17 protein-coding genes are annotated in these 17,359 nt (G+C 68.9%); 7 read left to right on the top strand and 10 right to left on the bottom strand.

All coding sequences use genetic code 11. The features are described from left to right. The first annotated feature begins 86 nt into the window (after positions 1 to 86). Positions 87 to 713, top strand: coding sequence for a helix-turn-helix domain-containing protein (locus ASF61_RS24560; RefSeq protein ID WP_373994539.1), 627 nt, complete (start codon positions 87 to 89; stop codon positions 711 to 713). Between the two features lie 146 nt (positions 714 to 859). On the opposite strand, the gene ASF61_RS09890 is transcribed toward ASF61_RS24560, so the two are convergent. After that, positions 860 to 1,435, bottom strand: a complete 576-nt coding sequence (locus tag ASF61_RS09890; protein WP_229205805.1) for a hypothetical protein — start codon at positions 1,433 to 1,435, stop codon at positions 860 to 862. A gap of 44 nt (positions 1,436 to 1,479) precedes the next feature. Between ASF61_RS09890 and ASF61_RS09895 the strand changes: the two genes are divergently transcribed. The 6 genes from ASF61_RS09895 to ASF61_RS09920 all read left to right on the top strand — a co-directional run bounded on the left by ASF61_RS09895 (position 1,480) and on the right by ASF61_RS09920 (position 9,256). Beyond that, positions 1,480 to 2,175, top strand: coding sequence for a hypothetical protein (locus ASF61_RS09895; protein WP_056154669.1), 696 nt, complete (start codon positions 1,480 to 1,482; stop codon positions 2,173 to 2,175). 11 nt (positions 2,176 to 2,186) lie between these two features. Continuing rightward, positions 2,187 to 3,437: an SLC13 family permease gene (locus ASF61_RS09900; protein WP_056154672.1), complete on the top strand. Its 1,251-nt coding sequence runs from the start codon at positions 2,187 to 2,189 to the stop codon at positions 3,435 to 3,437. Then, the gene (locus tag ASF61_RS09905) at positions 3,434 to 4,690 is read left to right on the top strand and encodes an MFS transporter (RefSeq protein WP_082491421.1); all 1,257 of its coding nucleotides are present in this window, start codon (positions 3,434 to 3,436) and stop codon (positions 4,688 to 4,690) included. Before ASF61_RS09900 ends, ASF61_RS09905 begins: the two co-directional genes overlap by 4 nt. Positions 4,691 to 4,802: 112 nt before the next feature. Continuing rightward, positions 4,803 to 5,867: a lipopolysaccharide heptosyltransferase II gene (waaF, locus tag ASF61_RS09910; RefSeq protein WP_056154675.1), complete on the top strand. Its 1,065-nt coding sequence runs from the start codon at positions 4,803 to 4,805 to the stop codon at positions 5,865 to 5,867. Positions 5,868 to 5,888: 21 nt separating this feature from the next. Continuing rightward, positions 5,889 to 6,887, top strand: a complete 999-nt coding sequence (rfaD, locus tag ASF61_RS09915; RefSeq protein ID WP_056154678.1) for an ADP-glyceromanno-heptose 6-epimerase — start codon at positions 5,889 to 5,891, stop codon at positions 6,885 to 6,887. Positions 6,888 to 7,048: 161 nt separating this feature from the next. Beyond that, positions 7,049 to 9,256, top strand: coding sequence for an ATP-binding protein (locus tag ASF61_RS09920; RefSeq protein ID WP_056154681.1), 2,208 nt, complete (start codon positions 7,049 to 7,051; stop codon positions 9,254 to 9,256). 21 nt (positions 9,257 to 9,277) lie between these two features. Here ASF61_RS09920 and ASF61_RS09925 read toward each other — a convergent pair whose 3' ends face one another. The 9 genes from ASF61_RS09925 to ASF61_RS09965 form a co-directional block, all read right to left on the bottom strand. Next, positions 9,278 to 9,514, bottom strand: a complete 237-nt coding sequence (locus ASF61_RS09925; protein ID WP_056154683.1) for a hypothetical protein — start codon at positions 9,512 to 9,514, stop codon at positions 9,278 to 9,280. Beyond that, the gene (locus tag ASF61_RS09930; protein WP_056154687.1) at positions 9,501 to 11,456 is read right to left on the bottom strand and encodes a response regulator; all 1,956 of its coding nucleotides are present in this window, start codon (positions 11,454 to 11,456) and stop codon (positions 9,501 to 9,503) included. The genes ASF61_RS09925 and ASF61_RS09930 overlap by 14 nt, the downstream gene beginning before the upstream one ends. Before the next feature lie 33 nt (positions 11,457 to 11,489). Next, positions 11,490 to 12,857: a sensor histidine kinase gene (locus ASF61_RS09935; RefSeq protein ID WP_056154690.1), complete on the bottom strand. Its 1,368-nt coding sequence runs from the start codon at positions 12,855 to 12,857 to the stop codon at positions 11,490 to 11,492. Further along, a complete protein-coding gene (locus tag ASF61_RS09940) occupies positions 12,854 to 13,876 on the bottom strand; it encodes a SpoIIE family protein phosphatase (RefSeq protein WP_056154692.1) in 1,023 nt (340 codons plus the stop codon). Before ASF61_RS09940 ends, ASF61_RS09935 begins: the two co-directional genes overlap by 4 nt. Next, positions 13,864 to 14,334 (bottom strand): anti-sigma regulatory factor, encoded by a 471-nt coding sequence (locus tag ASF61_RS09945; RefSeq protein ID WP_082491423.1) that lies wholly within the window; start codon positions 14,332 to 14,334, stop codon positions 13,864 to 13,866. The genes ASF61_RS09940 and ASF61_RS09945 overlap by 13 nt, the downstream gene beginning before the upstream one ends. Then, positions 14,331 to 14,681, bottom strand: a complete 351-nt coding sequence (locus tag ASF61_RS09950) for an STAS domain-containing protein (protein WP_056154695.1) — start codon at positions 14,679 to 14,681, stop codon at positions 14,331 to 14,333. Before ASF61_RS09950 ends, ASF61_RS09945 begins: the two co-directional genes overlap by 4 nt. A gap of 7 nt (positions 14,682 to 14,688) precedes the next feature. Continuing rightward, positions 14,689 to 15,552, bottom strand: a complete 864-nt coding sequence (locus ASF61_RS09955) for an STAS domain-containing protein (RefSeq protein ID WP_056154698.1) — start codon at positions 15,550 to 15,552, stop codon at positions 14,689 to 14,691. A 339-nt stretch (positions 15,553 to 15,891) separates the two neighbouring features. After that, positions 15,892 to 16,158 (bottom strand): hypothetical protein, encoded by a 267-nt coding sequence (locus ASF61_RS09960; RefSeq protein WP_056154701.1) that lies wholly within the window; start codon positions 16,156 to 16,158, stop codon positions 15,892 to 15,894. A 185-nt stretch (positions 16,159 to 16,343) separates the two neighbouring features. Beyond that, a complete protein-coding gene (locus ASF61_RS09965) occupies positions 16,344 to 17,231 on the bottom strand; it encodes a polysaccharide deacetylase family protein (protein ID WP_056154704.1) in 888 nt (295 codons plus the stop codon). Between the last annotated feature and the right edge of the window lie 128 nt (positions 17,232 to 17,359).

The raw sequence follows: 17,359 nt of genomic DNA on the forward strand, positions 1-17,359 counted from the left end.
GCCACGGCGCGTCGCTTGCGCCGGTATTCGTCACGGCCGGCGCAGCCGGAGCGGCGGCGGGTGCGGTTACGGCGCCGGTCCACGGCGTGTCGCTTGCGCCGCCTTCCACCCCGGGCGACCCGGCCGCATCGGCGGCGGGCCACGGCGCGTCGCTTGCGCCGGCATTCGTCACGGCTGGCGCAGCCGGACCGGCGGCGGGTGCCGCCGCGGCGCCGGGCCACGGCGCGTCGCTTGCGCCGGCATTCGTCACGACCGGCGCAGCCGGGACGGCGGCGGGTGCCGCTGCGGCGGCGGGCCATGGCGGGTCGATTGCGCCGGCATTCATCACGGTCGGAGCAGCTGAACCGGGAGCGGTTGCCGCTGCGGCGGCGGGCCACGGCGCGTCGCTTGCGCCGGCATTCGTTACGGCTGGCGCAGCCGGACCGGCGGCGGTTGCCGCTGCGGCGGCGGGCCACGGCGCGTCGCTTGCGCCGGCCTCCACCACGGCCGGCCCGGCCTCATCGACAGCGGGTGCCGCTGGACACGCGGCGGGCGCGTTGCCTGCGATCGACTGGGACGGCAGCCTGGAGCAGGCAGTAGCGCAGCTGGAAGCGGCCATGCTGGCGCGGGCGATTGCGGCCAGCGATGGCAATCGCAGCCAGGCCGCGCGCCGGCTGGGACTATCTCGCCAGCAACTGTACCGAAAACTGACGCAATACGGACTCGATCGGTGACGCCTGTCCGCCACGGAGACACGATGTGTCACGAAAACGGACAGGCGGGGCGCCGAAACCGGGGTAGCAGCCCCGCGCAGCAGCAAAAAAGTCCTGGCACGCTATCTGCATAGAGATAGCTACCCACCTTTCACAACACAAGGAGATCAACATGAAGTTCCGTCATCTGACACCTGCCATGCTGGCCATCTCGCTGTCTGCCGCCAGCGCCGCGGCGTTTGCCGCACCGCAGCCACCGGCAGCGCCGCTGCTGGCCCAGGCCGACGTGCCGCCACCGCCACCACCACCGGGCGCTGCCGGTCCACGCCGTGCCGCACCACCGGCATCCGGCCAGCACGTGCGTCCGCCAGCCCCACCGCGTGACGGGACAGCGCCGCCACCGCCTCCACCAGCGGGCGCCGGTATGGCGCCACCGCCACCCGCTCCAGGCGCAGGCATGGCACCACCGCCACCTGGTGCGGGCACGCCACCGCCGCCACCAGGCGCCGGCATGGCGCCTCCGCCACCGGGCGCGGGCACGCCACCGCCGCCACCAGGCGCCGGCATGGCGCCACCGCCACCGGGTGCGGGCACACCACCGCCGCCACCAGGCGCCGGCATGGCACCACCGCCACCGGGCGCGGGTATGGCGCCTCCGCCGCCTGGCGCAGGCATGCCACCGCCAGCCGGCGCCGGTACGCCGCCGCCACCGCCACCGGGCGGCGCCGATGCGCCACCGCCACCACCGCCGCCAGCAGGCGGTCAGATCTGACCGAGGCGGGCGTGCATGATGTGGATCCGTGACCGCCTGCCAGCAGCGCTGCTGGCGGCGCTGCTGGGCGGCGTGGCGCAGGTGGCCGGCGCCGCGCCGCCAGCGCCGCTTCTGTCCGACGCTCCCGGAGCTGCCGGGCCGGCCGGTCCCGGCGGCCCGGGCAGCAGGTCGGCGCTGACCGTCATCGAAGGCAAGGTGCAGCGCATCCTGATCACGCCCTACGGCGAACCGAATGGCGTGCGGCTCGACACGGGGACGGTGGTGCTGTTGCCGCCCCATCTGGCAGCGCGCCTTGCGCGCACCGTGGTCGTGGACGACCGCGTGCGCGCGCTCGGCCAGCCGGCCATCGGCCACGTGCTGCGCGCGCAGGCCCTGATCAACCTGGTGTCCGGCAACGCTGTCGACCAGCCGGGCAATGACGCGCCCGCGCCACCGGCGCCACCGCCGGCGCGGGCGCCGCTCCAGCAGTTCACCGTACGGGGCGTGATCGATGCCGTCCTCTACGGCCCACGCAACGACGCCAACGGCGTGATCCTCACCGATGGCGCCATCGTGTATTTCCGGCCCGACCTGGTCGACGCCCAACTGGCGCCCGGCCAGCCGTTTGCCGCCACCGGCATCGGCACGCGCGCGGCGTCCGGACTGGCCATCGAAGCGATTTCCGTCTTGTCCCAACCCACCCCGACACCGACTACCACTTCCCAACCCTGACCGAGCTGCCCATGTCGAGTAACGCAATTTTATGGACCATCACCGCCATCACCATGCTGGGTATCGTCGTGCGCCCCTGGCGCTTGCCGGAGGCTGTCTGGGCGGGGCTGGCCGTCGCCGCCTTGCTCGGATTCGCACTGATCGACACCGCCCAGACCCTGGCCGGCGTGGCGCGCGGCGCCGATGTGTACCTGTTTTTGGCGGGCATGATGCTGCTGGCGGAACTGGGACGCCGCCATGGCGTGTTCGACTGGCTGGCCGCCCACGCGGCGCGCGCCGCCGGCGGTTCCGGCCATCGCCTGTTCCTGCTGGTGTATCTGGCCGGCACCGTGGTGACGGTGCTGCTGTCGAATGACGCCACCGCCGTGGTGCTGACACCGGCCGTGTACGCGGTGGCGCGCGCGGTCGATGCCGAGCCGGTGCCCTACCTGTTGCTCTGCGCTTTCGTGGCCAATGCCGCCAGCTTCGTGCTGCCGGTGTCCAATCCCGCCAACCTGGTGATGTTCGGCGCCCACATGCCGGGCCTGGCCGACTGGCTGGCGCTGTTCCTGCTGCCGTCGGTCGCAGCCATCGTGGTGACCTACGCCATCCTGTACTACCGGCTGCGCGCCGATCTGCCGGCAACGATCCGCAGCACGGTCGACGTGCCGCTGCTGGCGGCGGGCGGGCGCGTGACGCTGGCCGCGCTGGCCGGCACGGCGCTGCTGCTGGGCCTGGCTTCGGCGCTGCGCTGGCCGCTCGGCCCGGTCACGCTTGCAGCCGGTGTCGGCGCCTTGCTGCTGGCCAGCGTGTCCGGGCGGCAGTCGCCGCTGGGCCCTGTACGGGCGCTGTCGTGGGACGTATTGCTGATGGTGGCCGGTCTGTTCGTGCTGATCGAAGCGTTGCAGGCGCACGGCGTGGTGGCAGCGCTCGGCGCCCAGCTGCAGCGCCTGCAGGCGGCGCAGCCGAGGCTGGCCGACGGCATCGCCGGCGTCGTGCTGGCGTTTTCCTGCAACCTGTTCAACAACCTGCCGGCCGGCTTGCTGGGCGCGGCCACGCTCGACCACGTGGCGGCCGATCCGTCGCTGCGCGCCGCCGCCCTGATCGGCATCGACCTCGGTCCCAACCTGTCCGTCAGCGGCTCGCTGGCGACCATCCTGTGGCTGACCGCCTTGCGCCGCGAAGGTCTCGCATTCAGCGGTGCGCGCTTCCTCAAGCTCGGGGTGCTGGTCATGCCGGCCAGCCTGCTGGCCGCGCTGCTGCTGTTGCAGGTGATGGCATGAGCGCGGTGCAGGCCGGTCGCGCCGGCAGCCAGCAGCCGTCCGGCAGCACCCATGCCGGTCCTGCCGCCGCCACCCTGTGGGCGCTGGCGCTGCTCAATTTCTTCCTGGCCGACGCGCGCGACGGCCTGGGACCGTTCCTCGACGCCTACCTGACCACCAAGGGCTGGCAGCCGATCGACCTCGGCATGCTGGCCACGATCGGCGGCGCCATCGGCCTAGCGGCCGGCGTGCCGGCCGGCGCCTTTGCCGACCGCACCCGCAGCAAGCGCATGATGATCGTGCTGCCGGTGGCGCTGATTACTGCCATGAGCTTCATGTGCATCGCCTGGCCGCAGAAGGGCGTGGTGTTCGTGACGCAGGCGCTGGCCGCGCTGGCCGGCGTGCTGATCGCCCCGGCGCTGACCGGGATCACGCTGGGACTGGTGGGGCCGAAGCATTTCGGTCGTCAGCTGGGCAAGAACGAGTCCTGGAACCATGCCGGCAACGTGGTGCTGCTGGGCGGCACCTGGGCAGCCAGCGCCTGGTTCGGCCTGCCCGGGGTGGCGGGGCTGATGCTGATCACGACCATCGCCGCCATCGTCGCCACGCTGGCCATCGCGCCGGGCAGCATCGACCATGCGGCCGCGCGCGGGCTGGCCGCAGCGCCCGACGGCGCGGCGCAGGCCACGCCGTCATGGCGCGAGCTGGTGTCGAACCGGTCGCTGCTGCTGCTCAGCGTGGCCCTGTTGTTGTTCCACTTCGGCAACGCGCCGCTGGCGCGCCTGATCGCCCAGCAGTTCGCCAAGCAGATGCAGCGGCCGTTCGAGACCACCGCCGTCATCACCATGGTGTCGCAACTGGCGGCGCTGGCGGCGGCGCTGATGGCGCAGCGCATCATCCGGCGCGACTGGGTGCGCGCGGCTGCCGTGCTGGCGGTCCTGAGCTTGCCGATACGGGGCGTGCTGGCCTGGAGTTTTTCCGACTTCGCCATGATCTACCCGGTCCAGCTGCTCGACGGCATCGGCGTCGGCCTGCTCGGCATCCTGACGCCGTTCCTGGTCGAACGGATGACGCGCGGCAGCGGCCACTTCAACATGGCGCTGGCAACGGTGATGGTGGTGCAGGGCGTGGGGGCGGCGGCCAGCAACGTGGTGGCCGGCTTCCTGGTCGCGCATTACGGCTACGCGCTGACCTATCTGCTGCACGGCAGTTTTGCTCTGCTGTCGCTGGCGGCGCTGCTGCCGGCGCTGGCCGGCGCCAGCAAGCCGGGGTAGGGCGCCGGCGGCAACCGGCCCGATGATGCCGGGCCATCTGCTGGCGCTCTGCCATCGCCTGGTCCTCCATATATAATTCCGGTTTGCCGGTCGCCCGGTCTCTCTGGAACTTATGGAAAAATCAATCGAACCGCAGTCGTCCGGCAAGTTGCGCACGCTGGTCATCTCGCCCAACTGGATCGGCGACGCCGTGATGGCGCAGCCGCTGCTGCGGGCGCTGAAGACGGCCAACCCGCAGCGCCGCATCGACGTGCTAGCCCCGGCCTGGGTGGCGCCCGTGTGGCGCGCCGCCGCCGAAGTGAGCGAGGTGCTCGAAACGCCGTTCAAGCACGGCAAGCTGCAGTGGGCCGAACGCCGCGCCTACGCGCGCATGCTGCGCGAGCGCGGCTACGACGAAGCCTACATCCTGCCCAACACGCTGAAATTCGCGCTGATCCCGTGGATGGCGAAGATCCCGAAACGGGTCGGCTACAAGGGCGAGATGCGCTATGGCCTGATCAACGTGATGCACCACGACGACCCGCACGCCAAGCGGCCGATGCTGCCGTTCTATGCCGCCCTGGCCGGCCCGGTCAGCAGGACGGCGCCGCAGGACGTGCCGTTCCCGGTGCTGACCATCAGCGAGGCCGACAAGGCTGCCGCGCTGGCGCGGGTCGGCATTGCGCCCGGTACCACCCTGGTCGCATTTGCGCCGGGCGCCGAATTCGGCCCGGCCAAGCGCTGGCCCAGCAGCCACTTCGCCGGGCTGGCGCGCATGCTGCAGGCGGCGCGGCCCGATATCGCCATCGTGCTGATGGGTTCGGCCAAGGATGCCGAGGTCTGCGACGAGATCGCGGCGGCCGCGCCCGGCGTGCGCAGCCTGGCGGGTGCGACGTCGCTGGCGGACGCGCTGGCCATCCTCGGCAGCGCAGCGGCGCTGGTGACCAACGATTCGGGCCTGATGCATATCGCTGCCGCGCTCGGACGCCCGGTGGTGGCGCTGTACGGCCCGACCGACCCGCGCCATACGCCGCCGCTGTCGGACATCGCCAGGGTGCTGTGGCTGCACCTCGATTGCGCACCGTGCCAGCAGCGCGTGTGCCCGCTGGGCCACCAGGATTGCATGCACAAGCTGACGGTAGACATGGCATGGACGCCGCTGCACGCGGTGCTGCCCGCGCCGCCGGCGGCCCGATAATTTTTCAGAACAGGACAGACTATGATTTTGGTGACCGGCGGAGCAGGTTTTATTGGCAGTAACATCGTTCACGCGCTGAGCCGGCGCGGCGGCGAAGCGATCTTCGTGGTCGACAATTTGAAGCGCCCGGAAAAATTCCTCAACATGGTCGATGCCGATGTGGTCGATTACATGGGCAAGGAAGAGTTCATCGAGCGCCTGGGCCGCGGCGAATTTGCCGGCAAGTTCTCGGCCGTGTTCCACGAAGGCGCGTGCTCGGACACCATGGAAATGGATGGCGAGTACATGATGCGCAATAATTTCCGCTACAGCGTGGCCCTGTTCCAGTTCTGCCAGAAAGAAGAAATTCCGTTCATCTATGCGTCGTCGGCCGCCGTCTACGGCGCCGAGGAAGGCTTTATCGAGGACCGCGCGGGCGAGCGCCCGCTCAATGTGTACGGTTACTCGAAATTCCTGTTCGACCAGTACGTGCGCAACTTCTGGACCACCCACGGCGACCGCGGACCGCAGGTGGTGGGACTGCGTTACTTCAACGTGTACGGGCCACGTGAATTCCATAAAGGTAATATGGCTTCGGTGCCGCTGCACCAGTACCGCCAGTTCCTGGCCGACGGGCAGGTGCGGCTGTTCGGCGACTACGACGGCTATGCCGCAGGGACCCAGACCCGCGACTTCGTGTACATCGACGACGTCGTCAGCGTCAACCTGTTCTTCCTCGACCACCCGAACAAGAGCGGCATCTTCAACCTCGGCACCGGACGGGCGCAGCCGTTCAACGACATCGCCGTGGCTGTCGTGAACAACCTGACGCCGGCAGCGGGTGCGCTGACGCTGGACGAACTCGTCAAGAACAGGCTGCTCGAGTACGTGGCGTTCCCGGACAAGCTCAAGGGCAAGTACCAGAGCTACACCCAGGCCAACATCGCCAAGCTGCGCGCGATCGGTTACGACCGGCCGTTTCACGATGTCAATGCCGGGGTCACCGCGTACATCGCCTGGCTCAAGGCGAACCCGGCCTGACACGGCTAGACGCTTTGGCAAGCTTGGTTCAGCGGCACGTAAATAACTGCATGGACGGGCCCATCTGTTGCTGAGCGGTCACTCTGCTGCGAGGTGCCGGCGGTATAATGTCGTACCGCGGAGGCAGGCTGTCCACGGCCCACCCTTCGCTCCGAAAGCCGATGACCATCTCTGATTTTTCCATCCGTACTGTCGACGTGCCGGTCACGCTCGAAAACTGCGCCGACGAACCGATCCACATTCCCGGCAGCATACAGCCGCATGGCGCGTTGCTGGTGTTTAACAACGCGGCCCAGCTGGTATCGTGGAGCGCCAATGCCGCCGCCATCCTGCGCTGGCAGGCGCCGCCGGTGCTGCTGGCCTCGTCCGACGAGCTCGGCCTCGACGCCGACGTGGTGGAAAAAATACAGGAGTGCCTGGACGACCTCGACGGCGGTGAAGCGCCGGCGTCGATGCTGGAAACCATGGTCGGCGGCCAGGAGTTCGATTGCATCGTGCACGGCCACGAGGGCCTGATCATCGTCGAATACGAATGCCGCGAGCGCGAAGCGGCCAGCGTGGCCACGTTTGCGCTCAAGGCCCATACCGCCATCGAGCGCCTGAAACGGCAAAAGTCGGTGGCCGCGCTGCTGCAGTCGGCCGTCGACCAGATCCGCCAGATTACCGGTTTCGACCGCGTGATGGCGTACCGCTTCCGCCAGGACGACAGCGGCGAAGTGGTGGCCGAAGCGCGCATCGACACCCTCGATCCCTACCTGGGCCGCCGCTACCCGGCCAGCGACATTCCCGCCCAGGCCCGTCGCCTGTACATCATCAATACGCTGCGCATGATCGGCGACATGGGCTACACGCCGGTGCCGATGACCGGCCGCGCCGGCGCGGCGCCGCTCGACATGAGCTATTGCGTGCTGCGCAGCGTCTCGCCGATCCACGTCGAATACCTGCGCAACATGGGCGTGCAGGCGTCGATGAGCATTTCCATCGTCATCAACAACAAGCTGTGGGGCATGATCGCCTGCCACCACATGGCGCCGCGCCGCGTGCCGTACGCGATCCGCATGGCGGCCGACGTGATGGCGCAGGTGCTGGCGGCGTCGGTGCAGTCGCTGGAAGCGCGCGAGCGCGCCGCCACCACCGAGCGGGCGGCCGAGGTGCGCACGCGCGTGATGCAATCGCTGCTGCATTCCGACGACGTGGCTGCCGCGCTCACGGCCTGCGCTGCCGAAATCGCCGCGTCGCTGGGCGCCGGGGCGCTGGTCATCATGTACGGCGGGCGGGTAGCCACGCATGGCCCGGTGCCGGCCGACGTGGCGGCAGCGGCAGTCGAATCGATGCAGGCGGCCGACACCGACGTGGTCGAACGCGCCGCGCGCCGCGACTGGCCGCCTGCGCAGCAGCAGGCCTGCGGCAAATGGGTGGGCTTGCTGGGCCTGCGCTATGACGCCGCCGCCAACGGCTGGCTGCTGGCGCTGCGCGAAGAACAGGTGGAGCTGGTGCGCTGGGGCGGCAAGCCGGACAAGGTGATCGCCCATGGCCCGCTGGGGCCGCGCCTGACGCCGCGCGGCTCGTTTGCCGAATGGCGCGAAACCGTCGTGGACCAGGCCGAACCGTGGGAGCCGACCCGGCTGGCCATCGCGCGCCAGCTGCTGGTCGAAATGCACCGCGCCTCGATCACGCGTCACGAACAGAACGACCGCGCCCGCGCCCAGCTGTTCGCCATCCTCGGCCACGACTTGCGCAACCCGCTGCAGTCGATCAGCATGGCTGCCACGGTGCTCGAGCTCGGCGGGTCGCAGGAAACCGCGGGACGCCGCATCAAGGCGTCGAGCGGACGCATGGAGCGGCTGATCTCGCAGGTGCTCGACATGAGCATGATCAACGGCGGCATGCGCCTGCGCGGACCGGTGGCGGCGGTCGACCTGGCCCCCATCCTGACCGACCTGGCCGACGAATTCCGTACCGCCAAGCCGAATATCGTGCTCAACCTCGACAGTCCGGCGCAGGTGCTGGCACCGGTCGATGCCGACCGCCTGGCCCAGGTGGTGAGCAACCTGATCAGCAACGCCTACCATCACGGCAAGATCGGCGAAGCGGTCGACGTGCGGCTGCTGCAGGACGCCGGCGGGGTGACGCTGGACGTGCGCAATGTTGGCGACGAGATTCCCGAAGACACGGCGCGCACGCTGTACAACCCGTTCAAGCGGCTGTCGGCCAACAATGTGCGCAACAAGGGCGGTATGGGCCTGGGCCTGTACATCGCGCGCCAGATCATGATCGAGCACGGCGGCACCATCGAATACAGCTACGAGGCGCCGCACGTGCGCTTCACGCTGCGCCTGCCGGCAGCGCCGGACGCCGGCCCGGCGTAACGTTACGGTAGCCGGGTCTGGCTAGTTCACCTGCCACAGCCCGGCCATCAGCCAGCGCAGGTCGACCTCGGGGTCGTCGCGGTGGCGCAGGAAGAAGCTCTCTGCCCATTCCGCGTCGAGCGGGGTATCCCAGTCGTCGAAACTGGCGGCCGGGTACGCGGTGCGGAACAGTTGCAGCAAGTCGCCGTGCGCTGCGCGCGCACCTGGCGCCAGCCCGCGGTGGACCGCAAAGCGGGCCAGCAGATCACTCTTTTTCATGCGCGTGGCCCGGTAACGCGCCCAGGCTGCGTCCCAGTTCGTCCAGGTTGGCGGGTTTGACCAGGTGGAAGTCGAAGCCGGCGTCGCGCGTCTTGCGGCGATCCTGCTCGGCGCCGTAGCCGGTGTGGGCGATCAGCCGGGTGCCGGCAAACAGCGGGTCGGCGCGCAGCATGCGCGCCAGGGTGTAGCCGTCGATCTTCGGCATGCCGATGTCGAGGATGATGGTGTCGGGCAGGTAGTCGCGCGCCACGTCCAGTGCCCGCTCGGCGTCGTGGACCAGCATCACGTCGTGGCCCAGGATGCCCAGCAGCTCGCCCATCACTTCGGACGAATCGACGTTGTCGTCCACCAGCAGCAGGCGGCGCACGCCGGGCTTGCGCGCTGGCCGCAGCGCTGCGGCCAGCGCTTCCGGACCCGCTTCGACGGGCGGCGGCGCTGGCGCAGCCGCCGCCTGTTCGTCCACCAGCAGGGGCAGGACCAGTTCGAAGCTGCTGCCCAGATCGATGCCGGGACTGCTGGCGTGCACGCTGCCATTGTGCATCCTGGCCAGTGTGGAGACCAGCGACAGGCCGATGCCCAGGCCGTCATGGGCACGGTCCTGCGCGGTGGCGCCCTGCGCGAACATGTGGAAGATGCGCGGCAGGTTGTACGAGGTGATGCCGATGCCGTTGTCGTGGACGGCAATCGAGACGCGCCGGTCCGGCAGCAGCTTGACCTGCAGGCGCACCTGCCCGCCGCGGTTGGTGAACTTGGCGGCGTTGTGCAGCAGGTTGCCGATCGCTTGCGCCAGCCGCACCGGGTCGCCGTGGATCCACATCGGCTCGGGCGGCACGTCCACGGTCAGGCTGTGCTGGCGCGAGGCCAGCATCGGCTGCGCCGTTTCCAGCGCCACGTCCACCACCGCGTGCAGTTCCGTGCGCTGCAGCTGCAGCGTGAGCTTGCCCTGCGAAATGCGCGCGACATCGAGCAGGTCGTCCACCAGGCGCGACAGGTGCGCCACCTGGCGCACGATGATCTGGCGCGCCTTGCGGTGCAGCGCCTCGTTGTCCGGCGCCGCTTCGCCCATCAGCGCGACCGCGTTGCGGATCGGGCTGAGCGGATTGCGCAGCTCGTGCGCCAGCGTGGCCAGGAAGTCGTTCTTGTTGTCGTCGGCCGCATGCAGCCGGTCTTCCATGTCGCGCCGCTCGGTGATGTCGCTGGTGATGCGGGCCAGGCGGTAAGGAACGTTGGCCGCGTCGCGCACCAGGAAGGCGCGGTCGCGGACCCAGCGCACGCCGCCGTCGGCCAGAGTCAGGCGGTACTCCTCGTCGAACGGCTCGCCGGCGCCGGCCAGCTGCCAGCGCGCGGCGACGGGGGCGCGGTCCTCGGCGTGGATGGCCTCGAGCCAGTCGCCGGGCGTGCGCTCGAGCGCCTGCGGCTGGCGGCCCCACATGCCGGCGTAGGCGTTGCTGACGTACAGCAGCGCGCTGCCGTCGAGGCTGAACATCCAGAACACGTCCTCGATATTGTCGGTCAGCTGGCGGAAGCGCTCCTCGCTGTTGCGCAGGTCGGCCTGGACCCGTTGCAGCCGCAGCAGGGCGTTGACGTTGGCGATCAGCTCGTCCGCCTCGATGGGAGCGGCCAGGTAATTGTCGGCGCCGCCTTCCAGGCCGCGGATCTTGTCGTCGCGGCCGGTCAGTGCGGCCGAGGTCTGCAGCACCAGGATGGTCCAGGTGGCCGGATCGGACTTGAGCTGGCGGCAGACTTCGATGCCGTTGATGTCGGGCAGTTTGACGTCGAGCAGCACCAGCGTGGGCCGCAGGCGGCGCGCCATGGTCAGCGCGTCGGTGCCGTTGGCCGCCTCGATCACCTCGAAGCCGGCGCCTTGCAGGATGCGGGTCTTGACATAGCGCGCGCCGTCGTTGTCGTCGACGTTGAGGATCAGGATGTCACTATTGCTCACGGAGCGGTCTTTCGTGGTAGGCGGTTGGGCGTGTCAGTGCTGGGGTGGTGGTCCGGCCAGCGGCAGGTGCAGGAAAAAGGTCGATCCCTTGCCGCTGGCGCTTTCGACCTCCACCGAACCGCCCAGCAAGGTCGCCAGCTTGCGGCACAGCGGCAGGCCGAGGCCCGTGCCCTTGACCTGGCGCTGCAGCGGATGCTCGATCTGCGAAAATTCCTCGAAGATCAGCAGCAGGTTGTCGGGGCTGATGCCGATGCCGGTATCGCTGACTGCAAAGGTAACATGACCGGGGAGGCCGCACTCGCGCAGTGCGACGCAAATCTGCCCGCGTTCTGTGAACTTGAGCGCATTCGAGATGAAATTGCGCAGGATCTGCGCCACCATGCCCTCGTCCGACCGCAGCAGCGGACCGGGAGGCGGGGGCGCGAACACCAGTTCCACGTGGTCGTGGTGGGCCAGCGGCCGCAGCATGCCCTTGAGCGCGGAGAACAGGTTGCCGACATCGATCGGCGCCACCGTCAGCTCCACCTTGCCGGCCTCGATCTTGGCCAGGTCGAGCAGGTCGTTGACCAGTTCCGACAGGTCGCTGGCGGCGGTGGCGATGAACTGCACCTGGCGCTCCTGCTCCACGGTCAGCTCGCCGTCCATGCGGTCGAGCAGCAGCTTGGACAGCGCCCTGATCGAGCTCAGCGGTGTGCGCAGTTCGTGGCTGGTATTCGACAGGAAGCGCGATTTCATCTCGTCGGCCTTGCGCAGCCGCTCGGCCTTTTCTTCCACCTCGGCGTACAGCGCCACCACGCCGCGGTTGGTGTCTTCCAGTTCGTGGGTGAGCGCGATCAGGTCTTCCTGGCGGTCGCGCAGCTCGGCCAGCGCCGCCGCCAGCTCGCGGTTTTGCTGCTGCATTTCCGCTACCGTGTTCTGCACCGGGCTGGCCGCCAGCTCGCTGCCCAGCTGCAGCAGGCGGTCGCGGTCCAGATGCTGGCGCGGCCCCAGGGCCTTGACCATCTGCACCTGCAAGCCTTGCCCCGGGGTGTCGTGCACGCTGCAGCTGTCCATCAGCCGCTGCGCCGTGGCGACCGCGTTGCCCAGCTGCGCCTGCGGCGATTCCGCTTCGGCGTCGGTGGCAGGTGCCTGGCTGTCGTCGGTGCGGATGGTGACCACCAGCTGTTGCTGGGCCGGCTGCAGGCCGGTCGCAGCGCCGGACTCGAGCGTGAATACGGCACGGCCGCGTGCCAGCCGCGCCGACGCGCAGCGCGCCACCTCTGACACGGCCGTGGCAATCCGCACCTGGTCTTGTGCGCCAAAGCCGAGCAGGGCCGAAATCTGGCGCGCGCGCTGGCGCACCGCCACCACGTCCGGTTCGCTGTCGAGGCCGACCTGCAGGATGCGGTGCCCGCTCATCATGCACCGCCCGGTATGCGGTACACCAGCACGCTGGCGTCGTCGCGCGGACGGGCGTAGTCGCGCAGCAGCACGGCCGCGATCACCGACGGATCGCAGCCGGCCAGCCCCGGATACTGCTGCAGATCCCACTGGGTGCCGATGCCGTCGGTGGCCAGCACCACCAGCGCTCCGGCAGCGCAATCGATCGTAAATTCCTGCACCTTGCGCAGATTGTGGCCGACGATGCCGTTGTACGACGCCAGCTGGCGGCGGCCGCCGGCGTCGATCACGCAGGCGGCGATGTTGCCGATGCCGGCAAAGTGCAGCTGCCCGGCCGCCGCATCATGCAGCGCGATGGCCAGCGCCGCGCCGCGCGTACTGCGCAGCGCCGTGTGGCAGACGTCGATCTGCCGGGCCGGACGCAGTGCCGGTTGCAGTTCGAGCGCCGCGATGGCGGCCGCGGCAGCCTTGGCCGCCTCCGGCCCGTGACCGAGGCCATCGACCATCATCAGCGCGGTGTGGCCGCGCACCGGGGCCACGGCCCAGGCGTCGCCGTTGGCGGTCTCGCCGGCCAGCGGCAGCGCGAGGCCGCCGCAGTCGAGGCGCAGGTCCGGCGACGGCGTGCGCCACAGCCGCATGAAAAATACCGCGCCCTTGCCGCGCGGCGCATACACGTCGAACTGGTCGGACAGGCGCAGCAGGGCGCCCAGGCCATTGCCGGCCGTGCCGGCGGTGGAGGCGCCGTCGCGCAGCGCCTGCCCCAGGTTGCCGATGCCGGGACCGGCGTCATAGGCCAGCACGTCGATGCCTTGCAGGCCTGCGGCATAGACGGTGGACAGCACGATCACGCCGTCGCCCGCGTGTTTCAGGATATTGGTGGCCGCTTCGGTGACGATCAGCGCGAGCTGGCCGGCACGCACCTCGTCGAAGCGGGCCAGGTCGGCCAGGCGCTGGCCGGCGCGGCGGGCGGCTGCGATGTCGCTGGCGTGGCTGACCGTGATCCAGGTGGCGGTATCGACCGATTGGTTTATTTTTTCCATTTAACAATGGCTACTGCCGTACCTTCTCCGCTGCGGGAATCGATGGCGAACTCGTCGACCAGGCGCTTGGCGCCGCCCAGTCCCAGCCCCATGCCGCCGCCGCTGGTGAAGCCGTCGCGCAGGGCCTGGTCGATATCGGCGATGCCCGGGCCGTCGTCGGCGAACACCAGCCGCACGCCCTGGCGCAGGCCGCTGTCGAGCATTTGCGCCTGCACCATGCCGCCGCCGCCATACTTGATGGTGTTGCGCGCCAGCTCGCTGGCCGCCGTCACCAGCTTGGTCTGGTCCACCAGGCTCAATTTCAGCGCGAGCGCCTGTTCGCGCACCAGCTTGCGCACGCCGACGACGTGTTCGTCGGTGTGGATCGGCAGGACGATGGTGCTGGACACGCGCGCGCCCGGTTCGCTCAGCAGCGGCGAACCGAAGCGCACCATGTCTTCGCTGGCCAGGCTGCTCATCGCTTGCCGAGCATGGCCATGCCCTTTTCGACATTGAGGGCGGTTTTCACGCCGGGCAGGGTGAGGCCGAGCTCGACCAGCGTGATGGCGACGGCAGGCTGCATGCCGACCAGCACGGTCTGGGCGTCGAGCACGCGCGCCATGGCGGCCGTGTTGCTGATCATGCGGCCGATAAAGGAATCGACCAGGTCCAGCGACGAAATATCGATCAGCACGCCCTTGGCGCGGTCGCTGACGATGCGCGCGGTCAGGTCGTCCTGCAAGGTCATGGCCAGGCGGTCATGCATATCGACCTGGATCGACACCAGCAGCAGGTCGCCGAGGCGCAGGATGGGGATCCGTTCCATGGCCGGCTCAGGCGGCGACGCGGGTGACGCGTGCGCCCACGCGCGACAGCGCCACTTCGAAGGCGTCGGCCAGGGTGGCCTTGGTCACCACGTCTTCCAGGTTGACGCCCAGGTGCACGATGGTCTGGGCGATCTGCGGACGGATGCCGGAAATGATGCAGTCGGCGCCCATCAGGCGGGCGGCGGCGATGGTCTTGAGCAGGTGCTGCGCCACCAGGGTATCGACGGTCGGCACGCCGGTGATGTCGATGATGGCGATCGCGGCGCCGGTCTCGACGATTTTCTCCAGCAGCGTTTCCATCACGACCTGGGTGCGTGCGCTGTCGAGCGTGCCGATCAGCGGCAGCGCCAGCACGTCGTGCCACAGCTTGACGACCGGCGTCGACAGTTCCAGCAACTCCTGCTGCTGGCGCACGATGATCTGGTCACGGCTCTTCTGGAACACTTCCACCGTGTACAGTCCCAGCTGGTCGAGCAGGGTGGTGGCGGCCCACAGCGCCTGGGCCAGCACGGCCGGCTCGCCGGCCAGCGCGTCGCGCAGCACCACGAACAGCGTCTGCTTGAGCGAAAACACATAGGTCGCGGTTTCGCTCGGTGTCGAGCCCTGCTTGGCGCGCTCGGTCGAGATTTCGCCAAGCAGGTTGCGCACTTCATCCCAGGCCCGGCCCTCGATATTGTCGGTGCCGCCGGCCACGGTGGCGCCCGGCAGCAACGCCAGCAACTGGGTGCAATGGCGGCGCAGCTGTTCGGCAGCGGCAGCATCCTTGCGGAACGACAGGCTGCTCAGGTGGCCGATCCAGGCGTCCAGGATCGGCTGTTGGTGTTCTTGTATGACGGCGCCGAGGCGGCGTGCGATGTCGTTAGAGCTCATCAATTCCCCAGTGTAGATTGATATTTCCCGCGAGTATAACAATTGATTCAAATCCACGATTTACTGTATCGTGCAGCAGTGCAGACTGGTCAGTTTTTCACGTTTCAACCGGCGCCGGCATGGGAAAACCAGGTAAAAACAGGAACATCAGCAGGAGAATCGGTGTAGGGGAGGTGATGCAATGGACACGTTGCCGGAGCTTGGCACAGTCCGGAGAACCACGGCAGCGATCGGGAACAGACGGGGGAGCAGACGGGGGAGCAGGGGTGGCTATCCCCTGATCTTGAAACGGTGGCAGCAGGCCGGCTGCGCTCTGCGGCCGGCCTGCTGCGGAAAATCTTAACGCGCTGGTGGCGGGGCGGCCGGGTCTGGCGTGGTGCCGGCTGGCGGCGTGGTGGTACCGCTGGCGCCATCGGCCGGCGGCGTGGTGGCTGGTGGCGGCATGGTGCTGTCTGCTGGTGGCGAACCGGTCGGTGCAGTATTGGCCGGCGGTGCTACAACTTCAGGTGCTGGCGGATTGACTTCCTGCTTCTTGCAACCGGTAACAGCGGCGGCGGTCAGGATCAAGGCGAGGGCGAACTTGGCTGGTGCGTGATGCTGTTTCATGTTGAGCTCCTTTTGGTGTAAAACGAACCACACTTTAAGCATTCCTCAGCCCGCGCGCTATCGGCGCGCCTGCGGCCTCGCTGTAGGACTACTCTGAAGTCGGCTGTATCGATTCTTTCCTGGCGGGAAGGCCAACAAGCGGCCCGGCAGCAGGCGCCGGGCGCGCGCGAACCCGATGGCCCGGCTCAGCGGCAAACGCGCTGGAGATCAAGGCTGCCCTCCGGCGGCGGCTGCACGTCGAGCCTGATCCCGCGACCGTGGGCGGTACGGTCGATCACGGTGCCGCCTTGCGGCTCGGCATAGGCCGGGTCGGCCTGCGCCTGTTGCAGCGTGACATAGCGGGCGCCGGCGCGGTCCAGCCGCTGCAGCACGTCCGGCAGGGTGACTGCGCTCCAGCCGCCCAGGTGGGTCAGCAGCACTTGTGGTATCACGCGGCCGTACACGCGCTGCGAATCGGCCTTCATGCCCGCGATGCTGCGGTCGACCGCCGCCAGGTACTGGGTTTTCATGGCGGCGATGGTGGCCTGGTCGCCGCGCGTGACGCAGCGCGCGTAAGCGTCGGCGTAAGCCCAGTCGTCGAACGAGAGACTGACGTCGGCCAGGCGGTAGCCGCGCGCGCGCAGAAAGGCCATCGCCGCAGCGAACCGGTCGCCACCGTCAAGGTAGGGCAGACGCAGGTAGTGCCAGTCCTGCCCCTGCATGCGCTGCGCCACTGCCGCTTCGCCGGCGATGACATCGGCCTGCCAGGCTGCCAGCGACGGCGCCTGCGACAGGCCCATGTGCGTCGCCGTGTGGTTGCCGAGCGGCTGACCGGCAGCGCGCCAGGCATCAAGTACGCGGGCATCGTCGGGCGCGTTGTCCAGCTTGCCGGCGTTGACGAAGCCATACGCCTGCTTTACGCCGTGCTGGCGGAACACCTGCAGCGTGGTCTCGGCAATACCGAGGCGCGTCATACCAGGCGGCAACTCGCCGTGGGCAGGCAGGTCATCGACGGTGACGGCAACATCGAAATGCTGGGCGCAGGCAGCGCCGGACACCAGCAGGGCAGCAACAACAGTGGCAGTGAATTTCATCGGTGGCAGTCTTGTAGTCGGGGCAGACGCATGCTAACCGAACTATCGTCGGGGCGGGCTGCCTGGCCGAAAAAAAACCGCCCGGTCTGGCGACGGGGCGGCTTCGGCTCAAGACCGGTGCGAACGCA

Source organism: Duganella sp. Leaf126 (assembly GCF_001423125.1).
Taxonomy (GTDB): Bacteria; Pseudomonadota; Gammaproteobacteria; order Burkholderiales; family Burkholderiaceae_D; genus Rugamonas.

Excerpts from the sequence above, each read along its gene's own strand:
- ASF61_RS09895 (WP_056154669.1), top strand. The coding sequence starts at position 1,480 with ATGATGTGGATCCGTGACCGCCTGCCAGCAGCGCTGCTGGCGGCGCTG.
- ASF61_RS09900 (WP_056154672.1), top strand. The coding sequence starts at position 2,187 with ATGTCGAGTAACGCAATTTTATGGACCATCACCGCCATCACCATGCTG.
- ASF61_RS09905 (WP_082491421.1), top strand. The coding sequence starts at position 3,434 with ATGAGCGCGGTGCAGGCCGGTCGCGCCGGCAGCCAGCAGCCGTCCGGC.
- waaF (WP_056154675.1), top strand. The coding sequence starts at position 4,803 with ATGGAAAAATCAATCGAACCGCAGTCGTCCGGCAAGTTGCGCACGCTG.
- rfaD (WP_056154678.1), top strand. The coding sequence starts at position 5,889 with ATGATTTTGGTGACCGGCGGAGCAGGTTTTATTGGCAGTAACATCGTT.
- ASF61_RS09920 (WP_056154681.1), top strand. The coding sequence starts at position 7,049 with ATGACCATCTCTGATTTTTCCATCCGTACTGTCGACGTGCCGGTCACG.
- ASF61_RS09925 (WP_056154683.1), bottom strand. The coding sequence starts at position 9,514 with ATGAAAAAGAGTGATCTGCTGGCCCGCTTTGCGGTCCACCGCGGGCTG.
- ASF61_RS09935 (WP_056154690.1), bottom strand. The coding sequence starts at position 12,857 with ATGATGAGCGGGCACCGCATCCTGCAGGTCGGCCTCGACAGCGAACCG.
- ASF61_RS09940 (WP_056154692.1), bottom strand. The coding sequence starts at position 13,876 with ATGGAAAAAATAAACCAATCGGTCGATACCGCCACCTGGATCACGGTC.
- ASF61_RS09945 (WP_082491423.1), bottom strand. The coding sequence starts at position 14,334 with ATGAGCAGCCTGGCCAGCGAAGACATGGTGCGCTTCGGTTCGCCGCTG.
- ASF61_RS09950 (WP_056154695.1), bottom strand. The coding sequence starts at position 14,681 with ATGGAACGGATCCCCATCCTGCGCCTCGGCGACCTGCTGCTGGTGTCG.
- ASF61_RS09955 (WP_056154698.1), bottom strand. The coding sequence starts at position 15,552 with ATGAGCTCTAACGACATCGCACGCCGCCTCGGCGCCGTCATACAAGAA.
- ASF61_RS09960 (WP_056154701.1), bottom strand. The coding sequence starts at position 16,158 with ATGAAACAGCATCACGCACCAGCCAAGTTCGCCCTCGCCTTGATCCTG.
- ASF61_RS09965 (WP_056154704.1), bottom strand. The coding sequence starts at position 17,231 with ATGAAATTCACTGCCACTGTTGTTGCTGCCCTGCTGGTGTCCGGCGCT.